General features: G+C 69.8%; 10 protein-coding genes. 5 read left to right on the forward strand and 5 right to left on the reverse strand.

The annotated features are described in order from the left end of the window. Positions 1-223: 223 nt before the first annotated feature. Positions 224-1,654, reverse strand: coding sequence for a sensor histidine kinase (locus tag J7E89_RS30410; protein ID WP_214977675.1), 1,431 nt, complete (start codon positions 1,652-1,654; stop codon positions 224-226). Between the two features lie 467 nt (positions 1,655-2,121). Here J7E89_RS30410 and J7E89_RS30415 point away from each other — a divergent pair, with 467 nt between their 5' ends. Both J7E89_RS30415 and J7E89_RS30420 read left to right on the forward strand, forming a co-directional pair. Further along, positions 2,122-3,399, forward strand: coding sequence for a sensor histidine kinase (locus J7E89_RS30415; protein ID WP_214977677.1), 1,278 nt, complete (start codon positions 2,122-2,124; stop codon positions 3,397-3,399). Further along, the gene (locus tag J7E89_RS30420) at positions 3,387-4,049 is read left to right on the forward strand and encodes a response regulator transcription factor (protein WP_214977678.1); all 663 of its coding nucleotides are present in this window, start codon (positions 3,387-3,389) and stop codon (positions 4,047-4,049) included. The genes J7E89_RS30415 and J7E89_RS30420 overlap by 13 nt, the downstream gene beginning before the upstream one ends. 1 nt (position 4,050) lies before the next feature. Here the strand turns inward: J7E89_RS30420 and pheA are convergent, their stop codons facing one another. Next, positions 4,051-4,986, reverse strand: coding sequence for a prephenate dehydratase (gene pheA / locus J7E89_RS30425; RefSeq protein WP_214977679.1), 936 nt, complete (start codon positions 4,984-4,986; stop codon positions 4,051-4,053). Positions 4,987-5,195: 209 nt separating this feature from the next. Between pheA and J7E89_RS30430 the strand changes: the two genes are divergently transcribed. Together J7E89_RS30430 and J7E89_RS30435 are read left to right on the forward strand one after the other, a co-directional pair. Continuing rightward, positions 5,196-6,551, forward strand: coding sequence for a serine hydrolase (locus J7E89_RS30430; RefSeq protein WP_214977681.1), 1,356 nt, complete (start codon positions 5,196-5,198; stop codon positions 6,549-6,551). Positions 6,552-6,660: 109 nt separating this feature from the next. Continuing rightward, positions 6,661-13,458: a non-ribosomal peptide synthetase gene (locus tag J7E89_RS30435; protein ID WP_214977682.1), complete on the forward strand. Its 6,798-nt coding sequence runs from the start codon at positions 6,661-6,663 to the stop codon at positions 13,456-13,458. Between the two features lie 127 nt (positions 13,459-13,585). Here J7E89_RS30435 and J7E89_RS30440 read toward each other — a convergent pair whose 3' ends face one another. Together J7E89_RS30440 and J7E89_RS30445 are read right to left on the reverse strand one after the other, a co-directional pair. Continuing rightward, positions 13,586-14,383 carry an SDR family NAD(P)-dependent oxidoreductase gene (locus J7E89_RS30440; protein WP_214977686.1) on the reverse strand — a complete coding sequence of 266 codons (798 nt, stop codon included), beginning with the start codon at positions 14,381-14,383 and terminating at the stop codon, positions 13,586-13,588. A gap of 16 nt (positions 14,384-14,399) precedes the next feature. Then, complete coding sequence (locus J7E89_RS30445; RefSeq protein ID WP_214977688.1) at positions 14,400-15,407, reverse strand: NADP-dependent oxidoreductase; 1,008 nt, start codon at positions 15,405-15,407, stop codon at positions 14,400-14,402. Between the two features lie 253 nt (positions 15,408-15,660). Here J7E89_RS30445 and J7E89_RS30450 point away from each other — a divergent pair, with 253 nt between their 5' ends. After that, positions 15,661-16,455, forward strand: coding sequence for an NPP1 family protein (locus J7E89_RS30450; protein WP_214977691.1), 795 nt, complete (start codon positions 15,661-15,663; stop codon positions 16,453-16,455). Here the strand turns inward: J7E89_RS30450 and J7E89_RS30455 are convergent. Beyond that, a complete protein-coding gene (locus J7E89_RS30455) occupies positions 16,437-17,354 on the reverse strand; it encodes an MBL fold metallo-hydrolase (RefSeq protein WP_214977699.1) in 918 nt (305 codons plus the stop codon). The two genes, J7E89_RS30450 and J7E89_RS30455, sit on opposite strands and share 19 nt — an antisense overlap. Positions 17,355-17,426 lie beyond the last annotated feature (72 nt).

The raw sequence follows: 17,426 nt of genomic DNA on the forward strand, positions 1-17,426 counted from the left end.
GGGACAGGTCAGAAAATCGTCGACGGCCAAGGTTTCGGTACGCGTGTACCGAAAGGCCGGCCGGACGGTTCGACCGGCTCACAGAACGCCGCCAAGGCAGACGGCAGCGTCTTCGCCGGTACGGCTACCCGCACTACGGGGGGTGCGGCTAGCCGTACCCCCCAATCCTTGATCGTCCACCCAGTCGAGGGCAAGCTGTTTCCCTGGGGGGAAAGAGGGCAGGTCAGAGGCCGCCTGGGGACCACGGGAGGATTGCGCGGGCAGTAGTGGGGCCACCCACCGGGCTGGTCAGAACGAGGTTGCCCCGCAGGGCGGCGGTCCGGTCCACCAGCCCGCGCAACCCGGTTCCGGCGTCCAGCGTGGCGCCACCCACCCCGTTGTCGGTCACCACGACCACCAGAGAGTTGTCGGCCCGCTCCATGGAGACGTCAATGTGCGTGGCGGACGAGTGCTTGACGGCATTCGCCAGGCACTCCGCGATGATGAAGTAGGCCGTGGATTCCACCTGGGTGGCCGGTCGGCGCTCCAATGTGGAGGACACGGCGACCGGGACATGGAATTTCTCCGTCAATGCGGTGACGGCGGCGTTCAGCCCGCGGTCACTGAGGATAGGTGGCTGGATTCCACAGACCAGATCGCGGATTTCATCAAGAGCCTTGCCGATCTCCTGGTGAGTCTCCTCGAGAAGTTCGTGCAGGGCCTGGGCGCTGTGGTTCTTCCGCCGCGTCGCATGGGAAATCCGCATCAGCAGTACGGCCAGCCTGGCCTGCGCACCGTCGTGCAGATCGCGCTCTATGCGCCGGTAATCCGCGTCGTTGACGCGCAGGGCCGCGATGCGCTGCCGCTCGGCCAGCTCCTCGCGCCGGCGCCTTTCGTCCTCGTCCACGCGGCCGAGCAGCCGGCGGACCAGCCGTGCCCGCAGTTTCCCCAGCCAGAAGAGCAGCATCACCAGTGCGGCGAAGAGCGCGATGGCGCCAAGGGCCACACACAGGCGCGTAACGCCGCCTTCGACGACGAGTGTGTTTCCCGGGCCGAAAGCCAGCTGCTCGGTCCTGCCGAAGGGGAGGCTCACCGTGAAGGCGAGCACGGGCAGCGTCATCGCGAACACCGGCAGCAGCCAGAGCATTCCCAGCAGGAGCAGGCACAGATAACCGGACTCTCCCCAGCCGGAGGCTTTGTGCCGGGGCTCGAATTCCTCGGGGGTGGCGAACTCAAGTCCGCTGTCGGAGGCAGGAGTTTGCGTCACCGAGGCCGCCAGCAGCAGCTCCAGGTCGGCGACCGCGCGCAGCAGCGGCAGGCCCGAGACCAGCCCCGGGTTCATGCCGGCCAGCCGGTGCCGCAGTTTGTGCAGGGTCGGGCCCAGCCGGCGCTCCGGCTCCGGCAGCCGCGCGGCCCCCGGGACGAGCAGCACCATGATGCCGCGCACCAGATTCGTGAGGACCTGTACCAGCAGCGTCGCCATCAAGGGAAGCGCGTTGAGGAGTGCGGAGACCACTCTCAGCGCCATCTCCGCGATGGTCAAAGGAACCAGGAGAATACCGACAAGGCTGCCGACGGACAGGTAGATCACCCCGGCGGCGACCCGGGACTGGGCGGACGGGTAGTGCTGGCCGGGTCGTTCCGCGTCATCCACCGACGCTTGACGGTACTTCATGACTCTAAAACCGCCATAATTCATCCGATTTCAATGTGGGTCATTCCGTGGGTGAGGCAATACCGCAATCGGCCGGTCCGGTGCTCACGGACGAAGGGGGCCGCGCCGGCCTTTCGCGAAGTGGCGGCCGGCGGACGTGTACTGACGAGCGGGGTGCGCCCACACAGCAGAAGCCCACGGTGACAGCGTCGGTGGTGAGCGTCCCTCAACAACGTCGCCCGGCGCAACTGCTCTTGACAGACTTCGAGCAGGCGTTTTCGGGGTCCGCCCCGTGGTCGGGGTAAGCGGAGTACCGAGGGGAGGTTTTCCCTACCGACGGGCCGCCGGGCACCGGACTAGAATTGTCCAAGATCACGCGGTGCGGGGCTCAGCAGGAGGCTACACACATGTCAGGGCAGCCGGGCGGGACTCAACAGGGGCCCGCGGGACGACCGCCGGAGCCCTCGACAGCACAGGAGCAGGACGCCATGAGCGTCGCCGTCTGGGAGGCGATGAAGCAGCACCCGCTGCGATTCCTCACCTCCAGCTGGCCCTTACGCTGCTGGGCCTTTCTGTTCGGCGGCATGGTGCTCGGCCTGGCCGTACTGGTGAGCTTCGCCGCGCTGCTCTTCTTCGGGGTAATGCTCTCCGTCGTCGGCGTGGGCCTGGTGGTGCTGACGCTCACCACGGTGTTCGGTCTCCCCGTCGCCAATATGGAGCGACGGCGCCTGCGGCTGGTGGAGCCGGTGCCGCCGCCGGACCCGCACAGCTCGCTGGCGGGAGTCAGCGCCCGAGCATGGCTGCGCACACGGCTGAGAGAACGCGCAACATGGCGTGAACTGGGTTATGCCGTCATCCTCGCGGTCTTCTTCACTGGAGCGAACACCGGCTTCGTGGTACTGCTGGGGCTCTCGGGCATGTTGCTGGCGACACCGGTCGTCGTCTGGGCGCTGGCCCCCGAGACCGTCATGATCATTCCCGGGCACGCGATCCCCGGCCCGACGTCCGCGCTGCCGTTCTGCGCCCTGGGGCTGCTCGGCCTCGTGCTGTGCGCGTACGGGGCGGCCCTGCTGGCAGCGGCGCAGGTCAAAACGGCCTTGTTCCTGCTGTCCCCGCGCGACGAGCCGTCCCAGAGCCGTGTCATCGAACTCACCCGCTCCCGTATCCGGTTGGCAGACGCCTTCGAAGCCGAGCGGCGCCGCATCGAACGCGATTTGCATGACGGCGCGCAGCAGCAACTGGTCGTGCTCACCATGACCTTGGGGCTGGCCCAGATGGAGATGGGGGAGAGCGCCTCCCCGGCCGCCGCGCTCGTCTCCCGTGCCCGCGGCGAGGCGCGACAGGCGCTGGACGATTTGCGCAGGCTCGTCCGCGGGATCCACCCGCAGGTGCTGACCGACCATGGGCTCGCCGCCGCGGTGGCGGAGGTCGCGCTGGGCCACCTGCTGCCCGTCACGGTCGACATCGACCTGCCGCACCGGCTGCCCGGCGCGGTGGAGACCACGGCGTACTTCACCGTGACGGAGGCGCTGACCAACGCGGCCAAGCACAGCGGTGCGTCCCGGGTCGCGGTCGTCGGCAGGTACAAGAACGACCGGCTTATCCTGTTGATCACCGATGACGGACACGGTGGCGCGGACCCCGCCGGGGGAACCGGGCTGTCAGGATTGGCGGACCGTATGGCGATTCTCAAAGGCCGGCTGGTGGTTTCCAGCCCCAGAGGCGGCCCCACCCAGCTTCGAGTGGAGGTGCCGTGCTCCGGATAGTGCTGGCCGAGGACGCCGTGCTGCTACGCGCGGGACTTGTCGAACTGCTCACGCGCAGCGGCCATCAGGTGGTCGCCGCGGTCGGTGACGCCGAGGCACTTGCCCGCGCCGTCGACGAGGAGCGGCCGGACATCGTGATCACCGACGTCCGGATGCCGCCCGGCTTCCGGGACGAAGGGCTCAAGGCCGCCCTGGAGCTGCGGGACCGCCACGACCAGTTGCCGGTTCTGGTCCTCTCCCAGTACGTCGCCACCGCGTATGCCACGCAGCTGCTGAGCGGTGACGGCCGGGATGCGGCCGGACTGGGGTATCTGCTCAAAGACAGGGTGGGGGAGGTCTCCGAGTTCCTGGACGCCCTGCGTCGGGTCGCGGACGGCCAGACCGTCATCGACCCCGAGGTGGTACGCGTCCTGCTCACCCAGCAGACGGCGAGCCGGCCCCTGCGCCAACTCACCCCGCGCGAGCGTGAGGTGCTGGCGCTGATGGCGGAGGGCCTCAACAACCAGTTGATCGCCCGGCGGCTGAGTGTGACGGAGGCTTCCGTGGTCAAGCACTCCAGCAACATTTTCATGAAGTTGAACCTCGGCCCCACCGACGGCAACCGACGGGTGCTCGCCGTGCTCGCCCATCTGCGGGGGGAGTCACCGTGAGTCAGGGCCGGCCGTCCTGGATACGCGTCAGCCAGTCCGCGGCCATCGCGAACGCACCGTCACTCGTGCCGGGCCGCAGCGTCGGTACGCTCTCCGGCGTCACCCCCGCCCGCGGATAGGAGCCGAGGAAGCGCACCTTGGGGGCGCTGCGTTTCAGCCCCATCAGGGCCTCGGCGACCCGCCGTTCGGTGATATGGCCCTCGGCGTCCACGGCGAACCAGTAGTTGCCGATCCCCGCACCCGTCGGCCGCGACTGGGTCAGCATCAGATTGACCCCGCGTACCGCGAGCTCCTGGAGCAGTTCGAGCAGTGCGCCCGAGTGGTCGTCGCCCAGCCAGATGATCAACGAGGTCCGGTCGGCGCCGGTCGGTGCCGACGGCCGCGCCGAGCGGCCCACCAGCACGGAGCGGGTCTCGGCGTTCTCCGCGTCGTTGATCTGCGTGACCAGCGGCTCCAGTTCGTACGTCAGCGCCGCGAACTCACCGGCGAGCGCGGCGTCATAGCGCCCCTCGCGCACGAGTCGAGCGCCGTCCGCGTTGGAGGCCGCCGACTCCCAGCGGGCGTCGGGCAGTTTCGCCGCGAGCCAGTCGCGCACCTGGGACTGGGTGACCGGGTGGCCGGTGACCGTCTTGATGTCGGACAGGTGGGTGCCGGGGCGTACCAACAGCGCGAAGGTGATGGGAAGTAACACTTCGCGATAGATCATCAGTGGTTCGCCGTTGGCGAGTTCGTCGAGCGTGGTGGTGACGCCGCCCTCCACCGAGTTCTCGATCGGTACGAGGGCGGCCGCGGCCTCGCCGGCGCGTACGGCGTCGAGCGCCGCGGTCACGGACACCATCGGGACGAGTTCGCGGCCGGCAGCTTCCGGAAGCGTGCGGAGTGCGGCTTCGGTGAAGGTGCCCTCCGGACCGAGGTAGGTGTAACGGGTAGCCGACATGCCGTCACCCTAAGGGGCCAGTGCCCCGCACCGTCTCCTGCCGTGTCCTCCAGCAAGCCTCTGACCTGGGCTTTTTCCTCCCGGGGAAACGGCTTGCCCCGGGCTGGGTGAGCGATCAAGGATTGAGAGGTACGGCTACCCGCACCCCCGTGGTGCGGGTAGCCGTACTGGTGAAGTTCGCGCCGGTCGGTCATCTGTAGGGGGAAGATATGGAAGCACGGCACCTTGCGGGCCGATTGCAGGAACTGGCAGACACCCATGCCGTCCCGGGGGCGCAGCTCGCCGTGCACACCGGTGCTGAAACCGTGAGTGCCGTCGCTGGATTCGAGTGCTACGGCGAACCCCGCGCGGTGGACACCCGTACGGCATTCGCCTACGGCTCAGTGAGCAAAGTCTTCGCCGCGACGCTGGTGCTCCAGCTCGTGTCCGACGGCGACCTGGAACTCGACGCCCCGGTCTCCGACATCTTGCCGGAATTCCGCGAGCCGGCGGACGCCCGGCTGGCTTCGGTCACCCCCCGGCAACTCCTCAGCCACACCAGCGGCCTGGTCGCCGACCACGAACTCGATGACCCCGACGAGCGGTCCCTGTGCCGTTACGCCACGAGCGTCGCCCAGCTCCCGCTGCTGGACCGCCCTGGGAACTCCTTCTCCTATTCGAACACCGGCTACAACATCCTGGGCCGTCTCGTCGAGGCGGTCACCGACCTGAAGTGGCGCGACGCGCTCCAGGACTTCCTGCTGCGCCCGCTGGGTGTCGACCCGTACATCGACCACAGCCCCGAGAGCCCCGCCCGGGCCCTGGCCAAGGGACACGCGGTCAGACCCGGACAGCGCGAGGCGCGCCCCGTCGACCAGTTCCTGCCGCCCACCTGGACACCGGCCGGCGGACTCAGCGGCAGCGCACAGGACCTGATCGCGCTCGCGCGGCTGCACATGGGCACAGACCCGAAGGCGGCCGCCCTCCTGGAGGACGAGCAGCGCATCGAGATGTGTACCGTCGCTCCCGGCGCCGACGCCTTCGGCATCGCCGATGCCTGGGCGCTGGGCCTGGGCCACTACGGCAGTCCGGACAACCGCTGGCTGGGCCATGACGGCACGGTGGACGGCGGCACGGCTCACCTGCGCTTCCACCCGGAATCGGGCCTTGCTGTCGCCCTGACCGCCAACGCCACTACGGGGTCCAGCCTCTGGCCCGACGTGATCGGGGCACTGCGCACCCTCGGTATAGACGTCGGCGACTACGAGCCCGGCGTACCCGCCCCGGACCCCTCCGCTTCCGCGGTCGCCACCGGCTCGCGTGACGTCGAACCGCTCGTGGGCGACTACGGCAACGGAGACACCGTTTTCTCCGTCCGGCGCCACCACGACGGCATCCGGCTCAGCGACCGCACCGGCTTGGTCGCCGATATCACCCTGCACGACAGCCTGCACTTCACCGCCCGGCGCGTCGACACTGACGCGGCGCCGTACGTCGGACGCTTCGTCCTGAGCGGCGGTACGGGCGAGATCGCCCTCTTGCAGCTCGCAGGGCGCTCCGCCAAGCGCACCCACGCCGCGGCCTGACGGCTTCCCGCCGCGCGTCCTGACCACTCTTTCCGACTTCTCGGCAGCCCGCCCCGGCCACAGGCAGGGGGCACTTCGCGCCGAAGTCCGTCAATCCTGGAGGTACAGCGTGACTCGCGCTGCAGCGTCGGCCGGCTGGGAGCTTTCCCAGCACGTTGAATTCTGGCGGCAGCGGTTGGCGGGGATCGCTCCCCTCGAACTGCCGACGGACCGTCAGCGCCCCGTTGTGCGGTCGGCCGGGACGTCGACGTACGACATCGACGTTCCGCTCGGCCTGGCCACTGCCGTACGGGAACTTGCCGGGCGCTACGAGGCCACCTCGCACGAGGTGCTGGTGGCCGCCGTACAAGCGCTGTTAACCCGCTACTCGGGCCAGGACGACATCGCCGTCGGCACGCTGTCCCCGCGCAGCGGGCACACGGTCGTGCTGCGCGGCCGGGTCGAGGCGCGGGCCTCGTTCGGCGAGCTGGTCGCCCAGGTCAAGGAGACGGTGCGGGACGCCTTCAGCCATGACGGTGTCCCGCTCGCGCAGCTCGTCGACGCGCTGGCTCCGCAGCAGGACACCAGCGTGACCCCGTTCGTCCAGGCCATGGTCGTGGTACGGGAGGAAAGCGGCGCGCCCCCGCAGGAAAACGGGGCGGCCCGGGCGCCGTTCGATCCGCTGGACCTCTCGCTGGAGTTCGCCGGCTCGCCCGAGCGGCCGACGGCGAGCATCCACTTCAGCACGGCCCTCTTCGACGAGCCCACCATCGCCCGGCTCGCCGGCCATCTCGGCGTTCTGCTGGCGGGCGCCGCCGCCGACCCCCGGCGCGCGATCTCGGCGTTGCCGATGCTCACCGACAGCGAGTTCGACCAGGTCGTACGGGAGTGGAACGCCACCGACCGCGAAGTCCCCACCGGCACGTTCCCCGAACTCTTCGCCGCCCATGTGGCATCCCGCCCGGACGCGGTCGCCGTCATCGACGAGCACGGCTCGGTGACCTACCGGGAGCTGGACGAGCGGGCCAACCGTCTCGCGCACCACCTGCGCGGTCTCGGCGCCGGCCGGGACGTCCTGGTCGGCCTGTGCGTGGGGCGCGGAGCCCCGATGGCGGTCGGGCTGCTCGGCATCATGAAGGCGGGCGCCGCCTATCTGCCGCTGGACGCCGACTATCCGTCCGGCCGGCTCGCCTACATGCTGCACGACTCCGGCGCACGGCTGGTCGTGACGGAAAAGGGCCTGCGCGACCGGCTGCCGCGCACCGACGCCGTCCTGGTCACCGTGGACCAGGACCCGGAGCTTGGCGACATGGACCGCTACCCGCTCGCGGCGCCGGACGTCGGGATGTCCCCGCAGGACCTCGCGTATGTCATCTACACCTCCGGTTCCACCGGCAACCCCAAGGGCGTGCTCGTCTCGCACGCCGGAATCGGTAACCTCGCGGCCGTACAGACCGAGCACTTCGACGTCACGCCGGACAGCCGGATCCTGCAGTTCGCCTCCGCCAGCTTCGACGCGGCGTTCTGGGAGATCTGCATGGGCCTGGCCACCGGCGCCGCGCTGGTCATGGGCGCCAAGGACACCATGCTCCCGGGCGAGCCGCTGGCCGCGTACGCCCTGGAGCACGGCGTCACCCACGCCACGCTGACCCCGGCCACCGTCGCCGTCCTGCCCGAGGGCCGCGGTCTGCCCGCCGACGCCACGCTGGTGGTCGCCGGTGAGGCGAGCACCGGTGACCTGGTGGCGCGCTGGTCCGCCGGACGCCGCATGGTCAACGCGTACGGTCCGACGGAGACCACCGTCTGCGCGACCATGAGCGCGCCGCTTCGCGGCGGTGCGGTGCCCCCGATCGGCGCGCCGATCGCCAACACGCAGGTCTACGTCCTCGACGACGCCCTGCGGCCCGTGCCCGCGGGAGTCCGTGGTGAGCTCTACATCGCGGGCGCCGGGCTGGCCCGTGGTTACCACGGCCGGGCCGGGCTGACCGCGGAGCGGTTCGTAGCCAACCCGTTCGGCGAACCTGGCCGCCGGATGTACCGCAGCGGGGACGTGGCCCGCTGGACGACAGACGGCACGCTGGAGTACTTGGGCCGCGCGGACGACCAGATCAAGGTTCGCGGCTTCCGCATCGAACTCGGCGAGATCGAGAGTGCGTTGGTCCAGCACCCCGACCTGGCGCAGGCTGTGGTCCTCACCCACAACACCAACCTGCTCGCGTACGTCTGCCCGCTCGGGGCCGCGCGGCCCACGGCCGAGGAGATCAGGACCCACCTCGCCACGAGCCTGCCCGCATACATGGTGCCGTCGGCAATCGTGGTGCTCGGCACCCTGCCGCTGACGCCCAACGGCAAGGTCGACCGCAAGGCGCTGCCCGACCCGGCCACCGCGCAGGAGCCGGCCGGCGGCCGCATCGCGCCGCGTAACGCCGTCGAGGAGACCATCGCCGGCGTGTGGTCCGAGGTACTGGGGGTTGACAGCTTCGGCGTCGACGACGACTTCTTCGCCCTGGGCGGCAACTCGATCCTCTCCGTGCGCGCCGTCTCCCGTATGCGCAAGGCGCTGGGCATCAAGCTCTCCCCGCGCGTCCTGTTCGACACCCCGACCGTCGCCGCGCTGGCCGCCTCCGTCGCCACGGCGGAGCAGGCCGGCGACACGCCGATCCCGGTGGTCTCCCGCGAGGATGAACTGCCGATGTCCTACGGGCAGCAACGCCTGTGGTTCCTGGAGGACTTCGACCCGGGCAGCGCCGAGTACCACACCGCCATGGGGCTGCGGCTGGCCGGCGAACTGGACGCGGACGCCCTGCGTGGCGCTGTGCGCGACCTGATGGGGCGTCACGAATCGCTGCGCACCACCTTCGGTGTGGTCGGCGGCCGGGGCGTGCAGGTGGTCCACCCGGCCTTGGAGCCGCAGTGGAAGACCGTCGATCTCACCACCGTCGCCGCCGATCTGCGCGAGGAGCGGCTGCGCGAGCTGGTACGCGGCGAGGTGACCCGGCCCTACGACCTCCAGTGCGGCCCGCTGGTCCGCGTTCTTCTGGTCGCACTCTCGGCCGACGCGTACGTGTGCGTCCTGGGGATGCACCACATCGTGACCGACGGCTGGTCGATGGGCGTGGTCTCCAGGGAACTGGGCGAGCTGTACACGGCCCGGGTGCTCGGGCGCCCCTCGCCCCTGGCCGGCGTGCCCGTGCAGTACGCCGACTTCGCCGCCTGGCAGCGCGGCCGACTGGAGGGCAGCGGGCTGCTGGGCCGGCAGCTCGACTGGTGGCGCGAGCGGCTGACGGGCGTTACCCCGCTGGAGCTGCCGACCGACCGGCCTCGCCCGGTGGTGCGCTCCACCGCGGGCGCCGAGTACGCCTTCGAAATACCGGCCGCGACCGTCTCCAAGGTCAAGGAGCTGGCCGGTGCCCGCGGTGCGACGCTGTTCATGGTGCTGACTGCCGCAGTCAAGGCGGTCTTCGCCCGGTACTCCGGGCAGACGGACATCGCGGTCGGCACGGCCTCGTCGGGCCGAGGCCACCGCGACCTGGAACAGCTCATCGGGTTCCTGGTCAACACCGTCGTGCTGCGCTCCCAGGTCGACCCGCACCAGTCCTTCGGCGCCTTCCTCGACCAGGTCAAGGAGACCGTCCTGGAGGCGTTCGCCCACGAGGACGTGCCTTTCGAGCGGCTGGTCGAGGTCCTCAGAACGGAGCGGGACACCAGCCGTACGCCGCTGATCCAGACCATGGTCGTACTCCAGAACGCCTCGGACGACGAAGTGCGGCTGCCCGGCGTCGAGGTCCGCGACCACCCCGTGCACCGGGTGGCGGCGCCCTTCGACCTGACCATCGAGTTCTCCGAGTCGGGCGCGGAACTCACGGCCCGGATCATCTGCAGCACCGCGCTGTTCGACGAGGCCACCATCGCCCGCCTCGCCGGACACCTCAACGTGCTGCTCGGCGCCGCGGCCACCGCGCCCGAGCGGGCCGTCGTGGCCCTGCCGATGCTCAGCGACGGCGAGTCCCAGGAGGTCCTGCACACCTGGAACAACACCGCCCACGACCTGCCGGCGGCGGCGCTGCCCGAGCTGTTCGCCGCCGAGGAGGCCCGGCACCCCGACGCCGTGGCCCTCTCGTACGGCGAGGAGAAGCTGACCTACCGGGAGCTCGACGAGCGCGCCAACCGGCTCGCCCATCACCTCGCGGAGCAGGGCGCGGGCCCGGACGTGCTCGTCGGCCTGTGCATGGAGCGCGGCGCCCAGACCGTCGTGGCGCTGCTCGCCATCCTCAAGGCGGGCGCCGCCTACGTACCGCTGGACCCCGAGTACCCGGCCGACCGGCTCGCTTACATGCTCCAGGACGCCGGCGTCCGGCTGCTGGTCACCCAAAGGCACCTGCACGACCGGCTGCCCGACACCGACGCCCACCTCATCGACGTGGACCCGGCGGGCGAGGAATCGGCGCACCACCCGGCCACCGCCCCCGAGGTCGCCCTGAGCCCGGACCACCTCGCGTACATCATCTACACCTCCGGATCCACCGGCGCCCCCAAGGGTGTGATGACCTCACACCGCGCCGTGGTACGCCTGATCCACGAGTCCGGGGTCCTCGACGTACGGCCGGGTGACGTCGTCGCCCAGTTCGCGTCCGTCTCCTTCGACGCCTCCACCCTCGAGGTGTGGTCGGCGCTGCTCAACGGCGCGCGGCTGGCCGTCCACCCCCCGTCCGCGCCGACCGGCAGCGAACTCGGCAGGTTCCTCAAGGAGCATGAGGTCACCCACCTGGCCATCACCGCGGGCCTGTTCCACCAGGTCGTCGACGACGACGCCAGCGCGCTGAGCGGGCTGCGTCAGCTCGTCGCCGGCGGCGACAAGCTCTCGCCCGAGCACTGCGCCCGGCTGCTCGCGGCGCACCCGACGCTCAGGCTCAGCAACGGCTACGGGCCGACCGAGGCCACCTCGCTGACCACCACCCACACACTGAGCACCGGCCTTGACCCCGCGGCCCCGGTTCCGCTGGGCACCCCGATCGGCAACACCCGGGTCTACGTGCTCACCGAGACGCTGGAGCCCGCACCGGTGGGTGTGCCGGGCGAGCTCTACATCGCCGGGCCCGGTCTGGCCCGCGGTTACCTCAACCGGCGGGGCCTGACGGCCGCGCAGTTCGTCGCGGACCCCTACGGCGCCGCCGGCACCCGGATGTACCGGTCGGGCGACCTGGCCCGCCGGCGTCCCGACGGGGTGCTGGAATTCCTCGGCCGCTCCGACGGACAGGTCAAGATCCGCGGCTTCCGCATCGAACTGGGGGAAGTCGAAAGCGCGCTCAAGACACACCCGGACGTGGCGGACGCCGTGGTGGTGGCCCACCAGGGCGACGTGGGGCACCGTCGCCTGGTGGCGTATCTGGTCAGCGACCGCGAGCCGACCACCAGCGAACTGCGCGCCCACCTCGCCCTGTCGCTGCCCGACCACATGACTCCCGCCGTCTTCGTACCGCTGGAGAAACTGCCGCTCACCTCGAACGGCAAGGTGGACCGGGGCAACCTGCCGGAGCCCGAGATCCAGGCCGGCCGGCTCGGCTCGGACTACGCCGCCCCGCGCAACGCCACCGAAGAGGCGCTGGCCGGGGTATGGGCCGAGGTGCTGGGCGTCGAACGCGTCGGCATCCACGACAACTTCTTCGACCTGGGCGGCGACTCGATCCTGTCCATCCAGGTCGTCTCGCGGGCCCGGCAGGCCAACCTCCAGCTCACCTCCAAGCTGCTGTTCGTCCACCAGAGCGTCGCCACCCTCGCCCCCGCCGTCGGCACCCTCGCCGGTGCTTCGGTGACGCCCACCGTGGTCTCCGGCAGCGTCGAACTCACCCCCATCCAGGAGCGTTTCTTCGAGGAGCACCCCGACGCCCCGGACCACTACGCCATGTCGGTCCACGTCGAACTGGCCCCCGACACCGACACCGCCGTCCTGGAGCGGGCGCTGACCGCGGTCGCCGCCCACCACGACGCCCTGCGGATGCGCTACGTCCGTGACCAGGACCGCTGGACCCAGCGGTACAGCGACCAGGCCCCGGGCCTCCTGCTGGCGGTACGGGACATCTCCAGCCTCGGCGAGAGCGAGCGGACCCGTGCCCTGGACGAGGCCGCCCTGGCGGCCCAGCGTTCTCTGGACCTGTCGTCCGGCACGCTGCTCAAGGGCGTCTTCTTCCGCCTGGGAGCGGGCCGGCTGCCCCGCCTCTTCCTGACCGCGCACCACCTCGTCATGGACGGCGTTTCCTGGCGGGTGCTGCTGGATGATCTGGCCACCGCGTACGCCCAACTCGTCGAGGGCCGCGGAGCCGACCTCGGCGCCAAGTCCAGCAGCTACCAGCAGTGGGCGCGACGGCTGGCGGACCACGCGCGCTCCGGTGGCTTCGACCAGGAACTGCCGTACTGGCAAAGCGTCGCGCAGCAGCACGGGATACCCCGCGACGGCGAGGGCCCCAACACCTTCGGCACCTCCGCGGTGGCGTCCGTACGCTTGGACCGTGGGCGGACCAAGGCGCTGCTCCAGCGGGTGCCGTCGGTCTACCGCACCCAGATCAACGACGTGCTGCTCACAGCGCTGGGCCGGGTCCTGAACCAGTGGGCCGGCTCCCCGGTCACCATCGCGCTCGAGGGCCACGGCCGCGAGGACCTCTTCGACGACACTGACCTGTCCCGCACGCTCGGCTGGTTCACCACCGTCTATCCGGTCACCCTGGACACACCGGCCCAGGACTGGGGCTCGGCGCTGAAGTCGGTCAAGGAGCGGATCCGGGCCATCCCGGGCCGCGGCCTGGGCTACGGAGCGCTCGGCCGCGTCATGCACTACGCCATCCCGGAACAGCTCAAGAAGGACTACGGCATCTCCTCGACCGTCCCTCCCAGCAAGCGCTGGACCCCGCCCGCCCCTACCGCTCCGTCCTGAAAGGACGAACTCCCACGCCGAAGGGCCGGATCGCGCGCGTCCTCGCGCGGTCCGGCGCTTTGCCCGGTGCGGACTCCCGTGCCGCCGGCGACGGCACGGGCAGGTTCCGGCAGTCCGAAAGTGCCGCTCAGGAGTACGCGGGCCGCCCCGGAGCCGGGACGTTGCGGAAGCGGAACGGCTCCGGGTCCCGGCCTGCCTGGATGAGCCAGCATTCCCCGGCACCGTCGCCGGTGACGATGCGCAGCACCGTGTCGGCTACGACCTCCGCCAGGATGACCGGCGTTCCGTGCTCGGACAGCATGCCGCGCAGCGGGTCGATGATCCGCGACTCGGCGAAGCCCGGGCAGACCGCGTTGAACCGGATGCCGTCGGGCGCCAGCGCCGGTCCCAGTGAACGGGCGAGGCCGACCACGGCATGCTTGTTGGCCCCGTACAGGGGATCGAGCGGTACCGAGGCCAGGCCGGCCAGGGACGCGGTCGCCACGATCGACCCACCGCCGCGGGCCCGCAGCGCCGGCAGGACCGCATGGGTGCCGAAGACAACGCCGTCAAGGTTGGCGCCCATGGCGCGGCGATACCGCGCCAGGTCGAAGTCGTCGCCAACCCCGCAGCCGGTCGCCACCCCCGCGTTCAGGAAGGCGATGTCGACACCGCCGCAGCGTTCAACGGCGAAGTCCACCAGAGCACGGTTCGCATCGAGATCGGAGACGTCGCACGCCCGGAAGTGACCGCCGACGATATCGGCAACCTCCCGGCCGCCCTCCGCGTCGAGGTCGGCGACGACCACCTCGGCGCCCGCCGCAGCCAGCGCCAGCGCCGTGGCCCGGCCCAGTCCACTGGCGCCGCCCGTGACGATCGCGACCTTGTCGCGCAGCGGTGCCGATCCTTGCGCGCTCGGGGAGGCCGGGCCCACCTGCGTGTTCATCCGGTCTCCTCGGCGGTCATGCCAGCTCCAGCACGAGCTTGCCGACGTTCTCGCCGCGGAAGAGCATCTGCAGCGTCTCGGGGAAGTCGTCCACCGTCCCCTTCACCACATGCTCCTTGACCTTGAGCCGGCCGTCGCCGATCCACCCGGCGATCTCCTGCGCGGCCTGCGCGTAGCGCTTGGCGTAGTCGAAGACCACGAAGCCCTCCATGCGGGCACGGCGCACGAGCAGGGACAGGTAGTTCGACGGCCCCGTGACCGGTGTGGCGTTGTTGTACTGGCTGATCGCGCCGCAGACCACCACGCGAGCGTGCATGGCCAGCCGGGTGAGCGCAGCGTCGAGGATGTCCCCTCCGACGTTGTCGAAGTAGACATCGATGCCGTCAGGAGTGTGCTCGCGCAGCGCACGCTTGACGTCGCCGGCCCGGTAGTCGATCGCCGCGTCGAATCCGAGCTCGTCGGTGAGCAGCGCGCACTTTTCGGGCCCTCCGGCGATGCCGATGACGCGGCATCCCTTCACCTTGGCGATCTGGCCGACCATGGTGCCGACCGCACCGGCCGCGCCGGAGACGACGACGGTCTCGCCGTCCTTGAGAGCACCGACGTCCAGCAGTCCGAAGTACGCGGTCATGCCGGGCATGCCGAGTGCGCCGAGATACGTCGAGGGCGGCGCGAGCGAGGTGTCGATCTTCAGGGCGCCCTTGCCGTCGGACACGACGTGCTCCTGGACGCCGAAAGTGCCTACGACGTGATCGCCGGGCTGGAAGCCGGGGTGGTTGGAGGCGGTCACCTCGATGACCGAACCCGCACGCATCACCTCGCCGAGCCCGACGGGCGGGAGATAGGAGGGGCGGTCGTCGAGCCAGCCGCGCATCGCGGGGTCCAGCGATATGACGCGCGTCCTGCCCGCGAACTGCCCGGGGCCGGGTGCTTCGGCGGGTGCGGAGACGTGTTCCCAGTCCTCGGGTTTGACGTCACCCGCGGGGCGGGCTGCCAGACGGATCTGGCGGTGGGTCGCAGACATGAAGCCTCCTGTCGTCCATGAACCCTCCGACCATACCGACCAGTAGGTACGTCTGGTCTGTGACGTGTGCCACATTCGCGCTGCGTCACCGGATGTCGCTACTCGACCGACGTGCGCCGGCGCCCCATCTATTGGCCGACTCTTCACCACTCTGACGCCCCGTCAATCCCCAGCCCGCAATGAGGTTCGCAGAGGTTGGGGTGGGCATGTCAATCTCGCGTGCGCCAACGTGGCGGTCGATCAGGAGGACGCAGTGAAGACGAGCTCCCGGATGCGCAAGGTTCCGCTCATTCTTGGCAGCGCCATCGCACTGGTCATCGCCTTCCCGGGCAGCGCTCTCGCCGACCCGCCCAAAGCGCTGCCCCCCAACGCGGACGGACTGGAGCAGACGTTTCAACCCGCCTACGACTACGACACGGACGGCTGCTACCCCACCCCCGCTGTCGGCCCCGACGGGACTGTCAACGGTGGCCTCAAGCCGTCCGGCGCCCTCAACGGCCAGTGCCGCGACTCATGGGACCTTGACAACACCAATGGATACGCGCGGTACAAGTGCAACAACGGCTGGTGCGCGATCATGTACGGCCTCTATTTTGAGAAGGACCAGGCCGTGGCCGGCAGCGGGCTCGGCGGTCACCGCCACGACTGGGAGCATGTCGTGGTCTGGGTGCAGAACAACCAAGCCCAGTACGTTTCCACCTCCGCCCACGGCAATTTCAACATCTACAACCGTGATCAGATCCGGTGGGACGGGATGCACCCCAAGGTCGTGTACCACAAGGACGGCGCGAGCACGCACTGCTTCCGCCCCGCCAACTCCAACGACGAACCGCCGGAAAACCACTACCACGGCTGGCAGTTTCCCAGCCTGGTCGGCTGGAACGGCTACCCCGCGGGTCTTCGCGACAAGCTGAGTCAGGCCAATTTCGGAAGTGCCGTCTTCGGCCTCAAGGACGGCAATTTCAACTACCACCTCGAGAAGGCCAAGCCGGCCGGCATCTCGTTCGACCCCCACGACGCTTCTGCGGCCTATTCCGTGTCGCCGTAGGCCGCCCATCGTCCGATGGTGAAGCCACTGCCTTCCGGACGGACCTCTACGACGCCCGCCCCTGCGAAGTGCGCGGGAACGACCAGCTCCCTTTCGACCGCTGCCCGTTCGAGGATGCGACGACGGCTGGCCGCGGCTTGTCCGGCGTCCAGGCAGAAGCAGCTGTTGCAGGAGGGCTTGAGAATCTGCACGGGACTGTGAAGAAGGTCGCCGACGAAAACCGCCCGGTCGCCCCCCGAAGTGAGCCGCAGAACGGAAGAGCCGGGTGTGTGGCCGGGCGCGGATTCCAGAGTGAGGTGTTCGTCGATACGGTGCATGCCGTCCCACAACATGGTCTGCCCGGCCCGGTGGACGGGCGCGACACTGTCCTCGTAGATGAGCTGGTCGTCCTTCTGCAGCCCGTTCCCGTATGCGTTGTCCGGGCCGAAGTGGAAGTCGTCGGCGGCCGGAATGAGGTACTGGGCGTTGGGGAACGTCGGCACCCACTCCCCATCGACTCCGACGGTGTTCCAGCCGACGTGATCGCCGTGGAGGTGGGTGTTGACGACGATATCGACGTCCTGAGGGCGTACGCCCGCCTGCGCCAGACGCCCGAGGAAATCGCCTTGCCGGTGGTGCAAGTGCGGGGAACCGGGCCGCTCCCGCCCATTGCCCACCCCGGTGTCGACGAGGACCGTCCGTCCGCCGCTGCGCAGCACCCACGTCTGGAGTGCCATTACCGCGCTGTCGATCTCCGGTTCCCAGTGGTCCGGTGCGAGCCAGTCCTTGTTATCCTTCCACACCTCCGCTCCGGACTCCGGAACAATGCCGAGGGCAGGCGCGAAAGGCCCCTGCCACTCGACGACTCGTAGGATCTCGACGTCTCCCAGCACAATGCGCTGCGCGCTCTCGCTCTTCATGTCATCGACTCTAGGAAGAGCGATTGAGCCTCTCAATGCTCGTCCAGCTCTCATGAATACGCGTCCGTCTCA

It is taken from the genome of Streptomyces sp. ISL-100 (assembly GCF_018614615.1).
Classification (GTDB): Bacteria; Actinomycetota; Actinomycetes; order Streptomycetales; family Streptomycetaceae; genus Streptomyces.

Excerpts from the sequence above, each read along its gene's own strand:
- J7E89_RS30410 (WP_214977675.1), bottom strand. The coding sequence starts at position 1,654 with ATGAAGTACCGTCAAGCGTCGGTGGATGACGCGGAACGACCCGGCCAG.
- J7E89_RS30415 (WP_214977677.1), top strand. The coding sequence starts at position 2,122 with ATGAGCGTCGCCGTCTGGGAGGCGATGAAGCAGCACCCGCTGCGATTC.
- pheA (WP_214977679.1), bottom strand. The coding sequence starts at position 4,986 with ATGTCGGCTACCCGTTACACCTACCTCGGTCCGGAGGGCACCTTCACC.
- J7E89_RS30430 (WP_214977681.1), top strand. The coding sequence starts at position 5,196 with ATGGAAGCACGGCACCTTGCGGGCCGATTGCAGGAACTGGCAGACACC.
- J7E89_RS30440 (WP_214977686.1), bottom strand. The coding sequence starts at position 14,383 with ATGAACACGCAGGTGGGCCCGGCCTCCCCGAGCGCGCAAGGATCGGCA.
- J7E89_RS30445 (WP_214977688.1), bottom strand. The coding sequence starts at position 15,407 with ATGTCTGCGACCCACCGCCAGATCCGTCTGGCAGCCCGCCCCGCGGGT.
- J7E89_RS30455 (WP_214977699.1), bottom strand. The coding sequence starts at position 17,354 with ATGAAGAGCGAGAGCGCGCAGCGCATTGTGCTGGGAGACGTCGAGATC.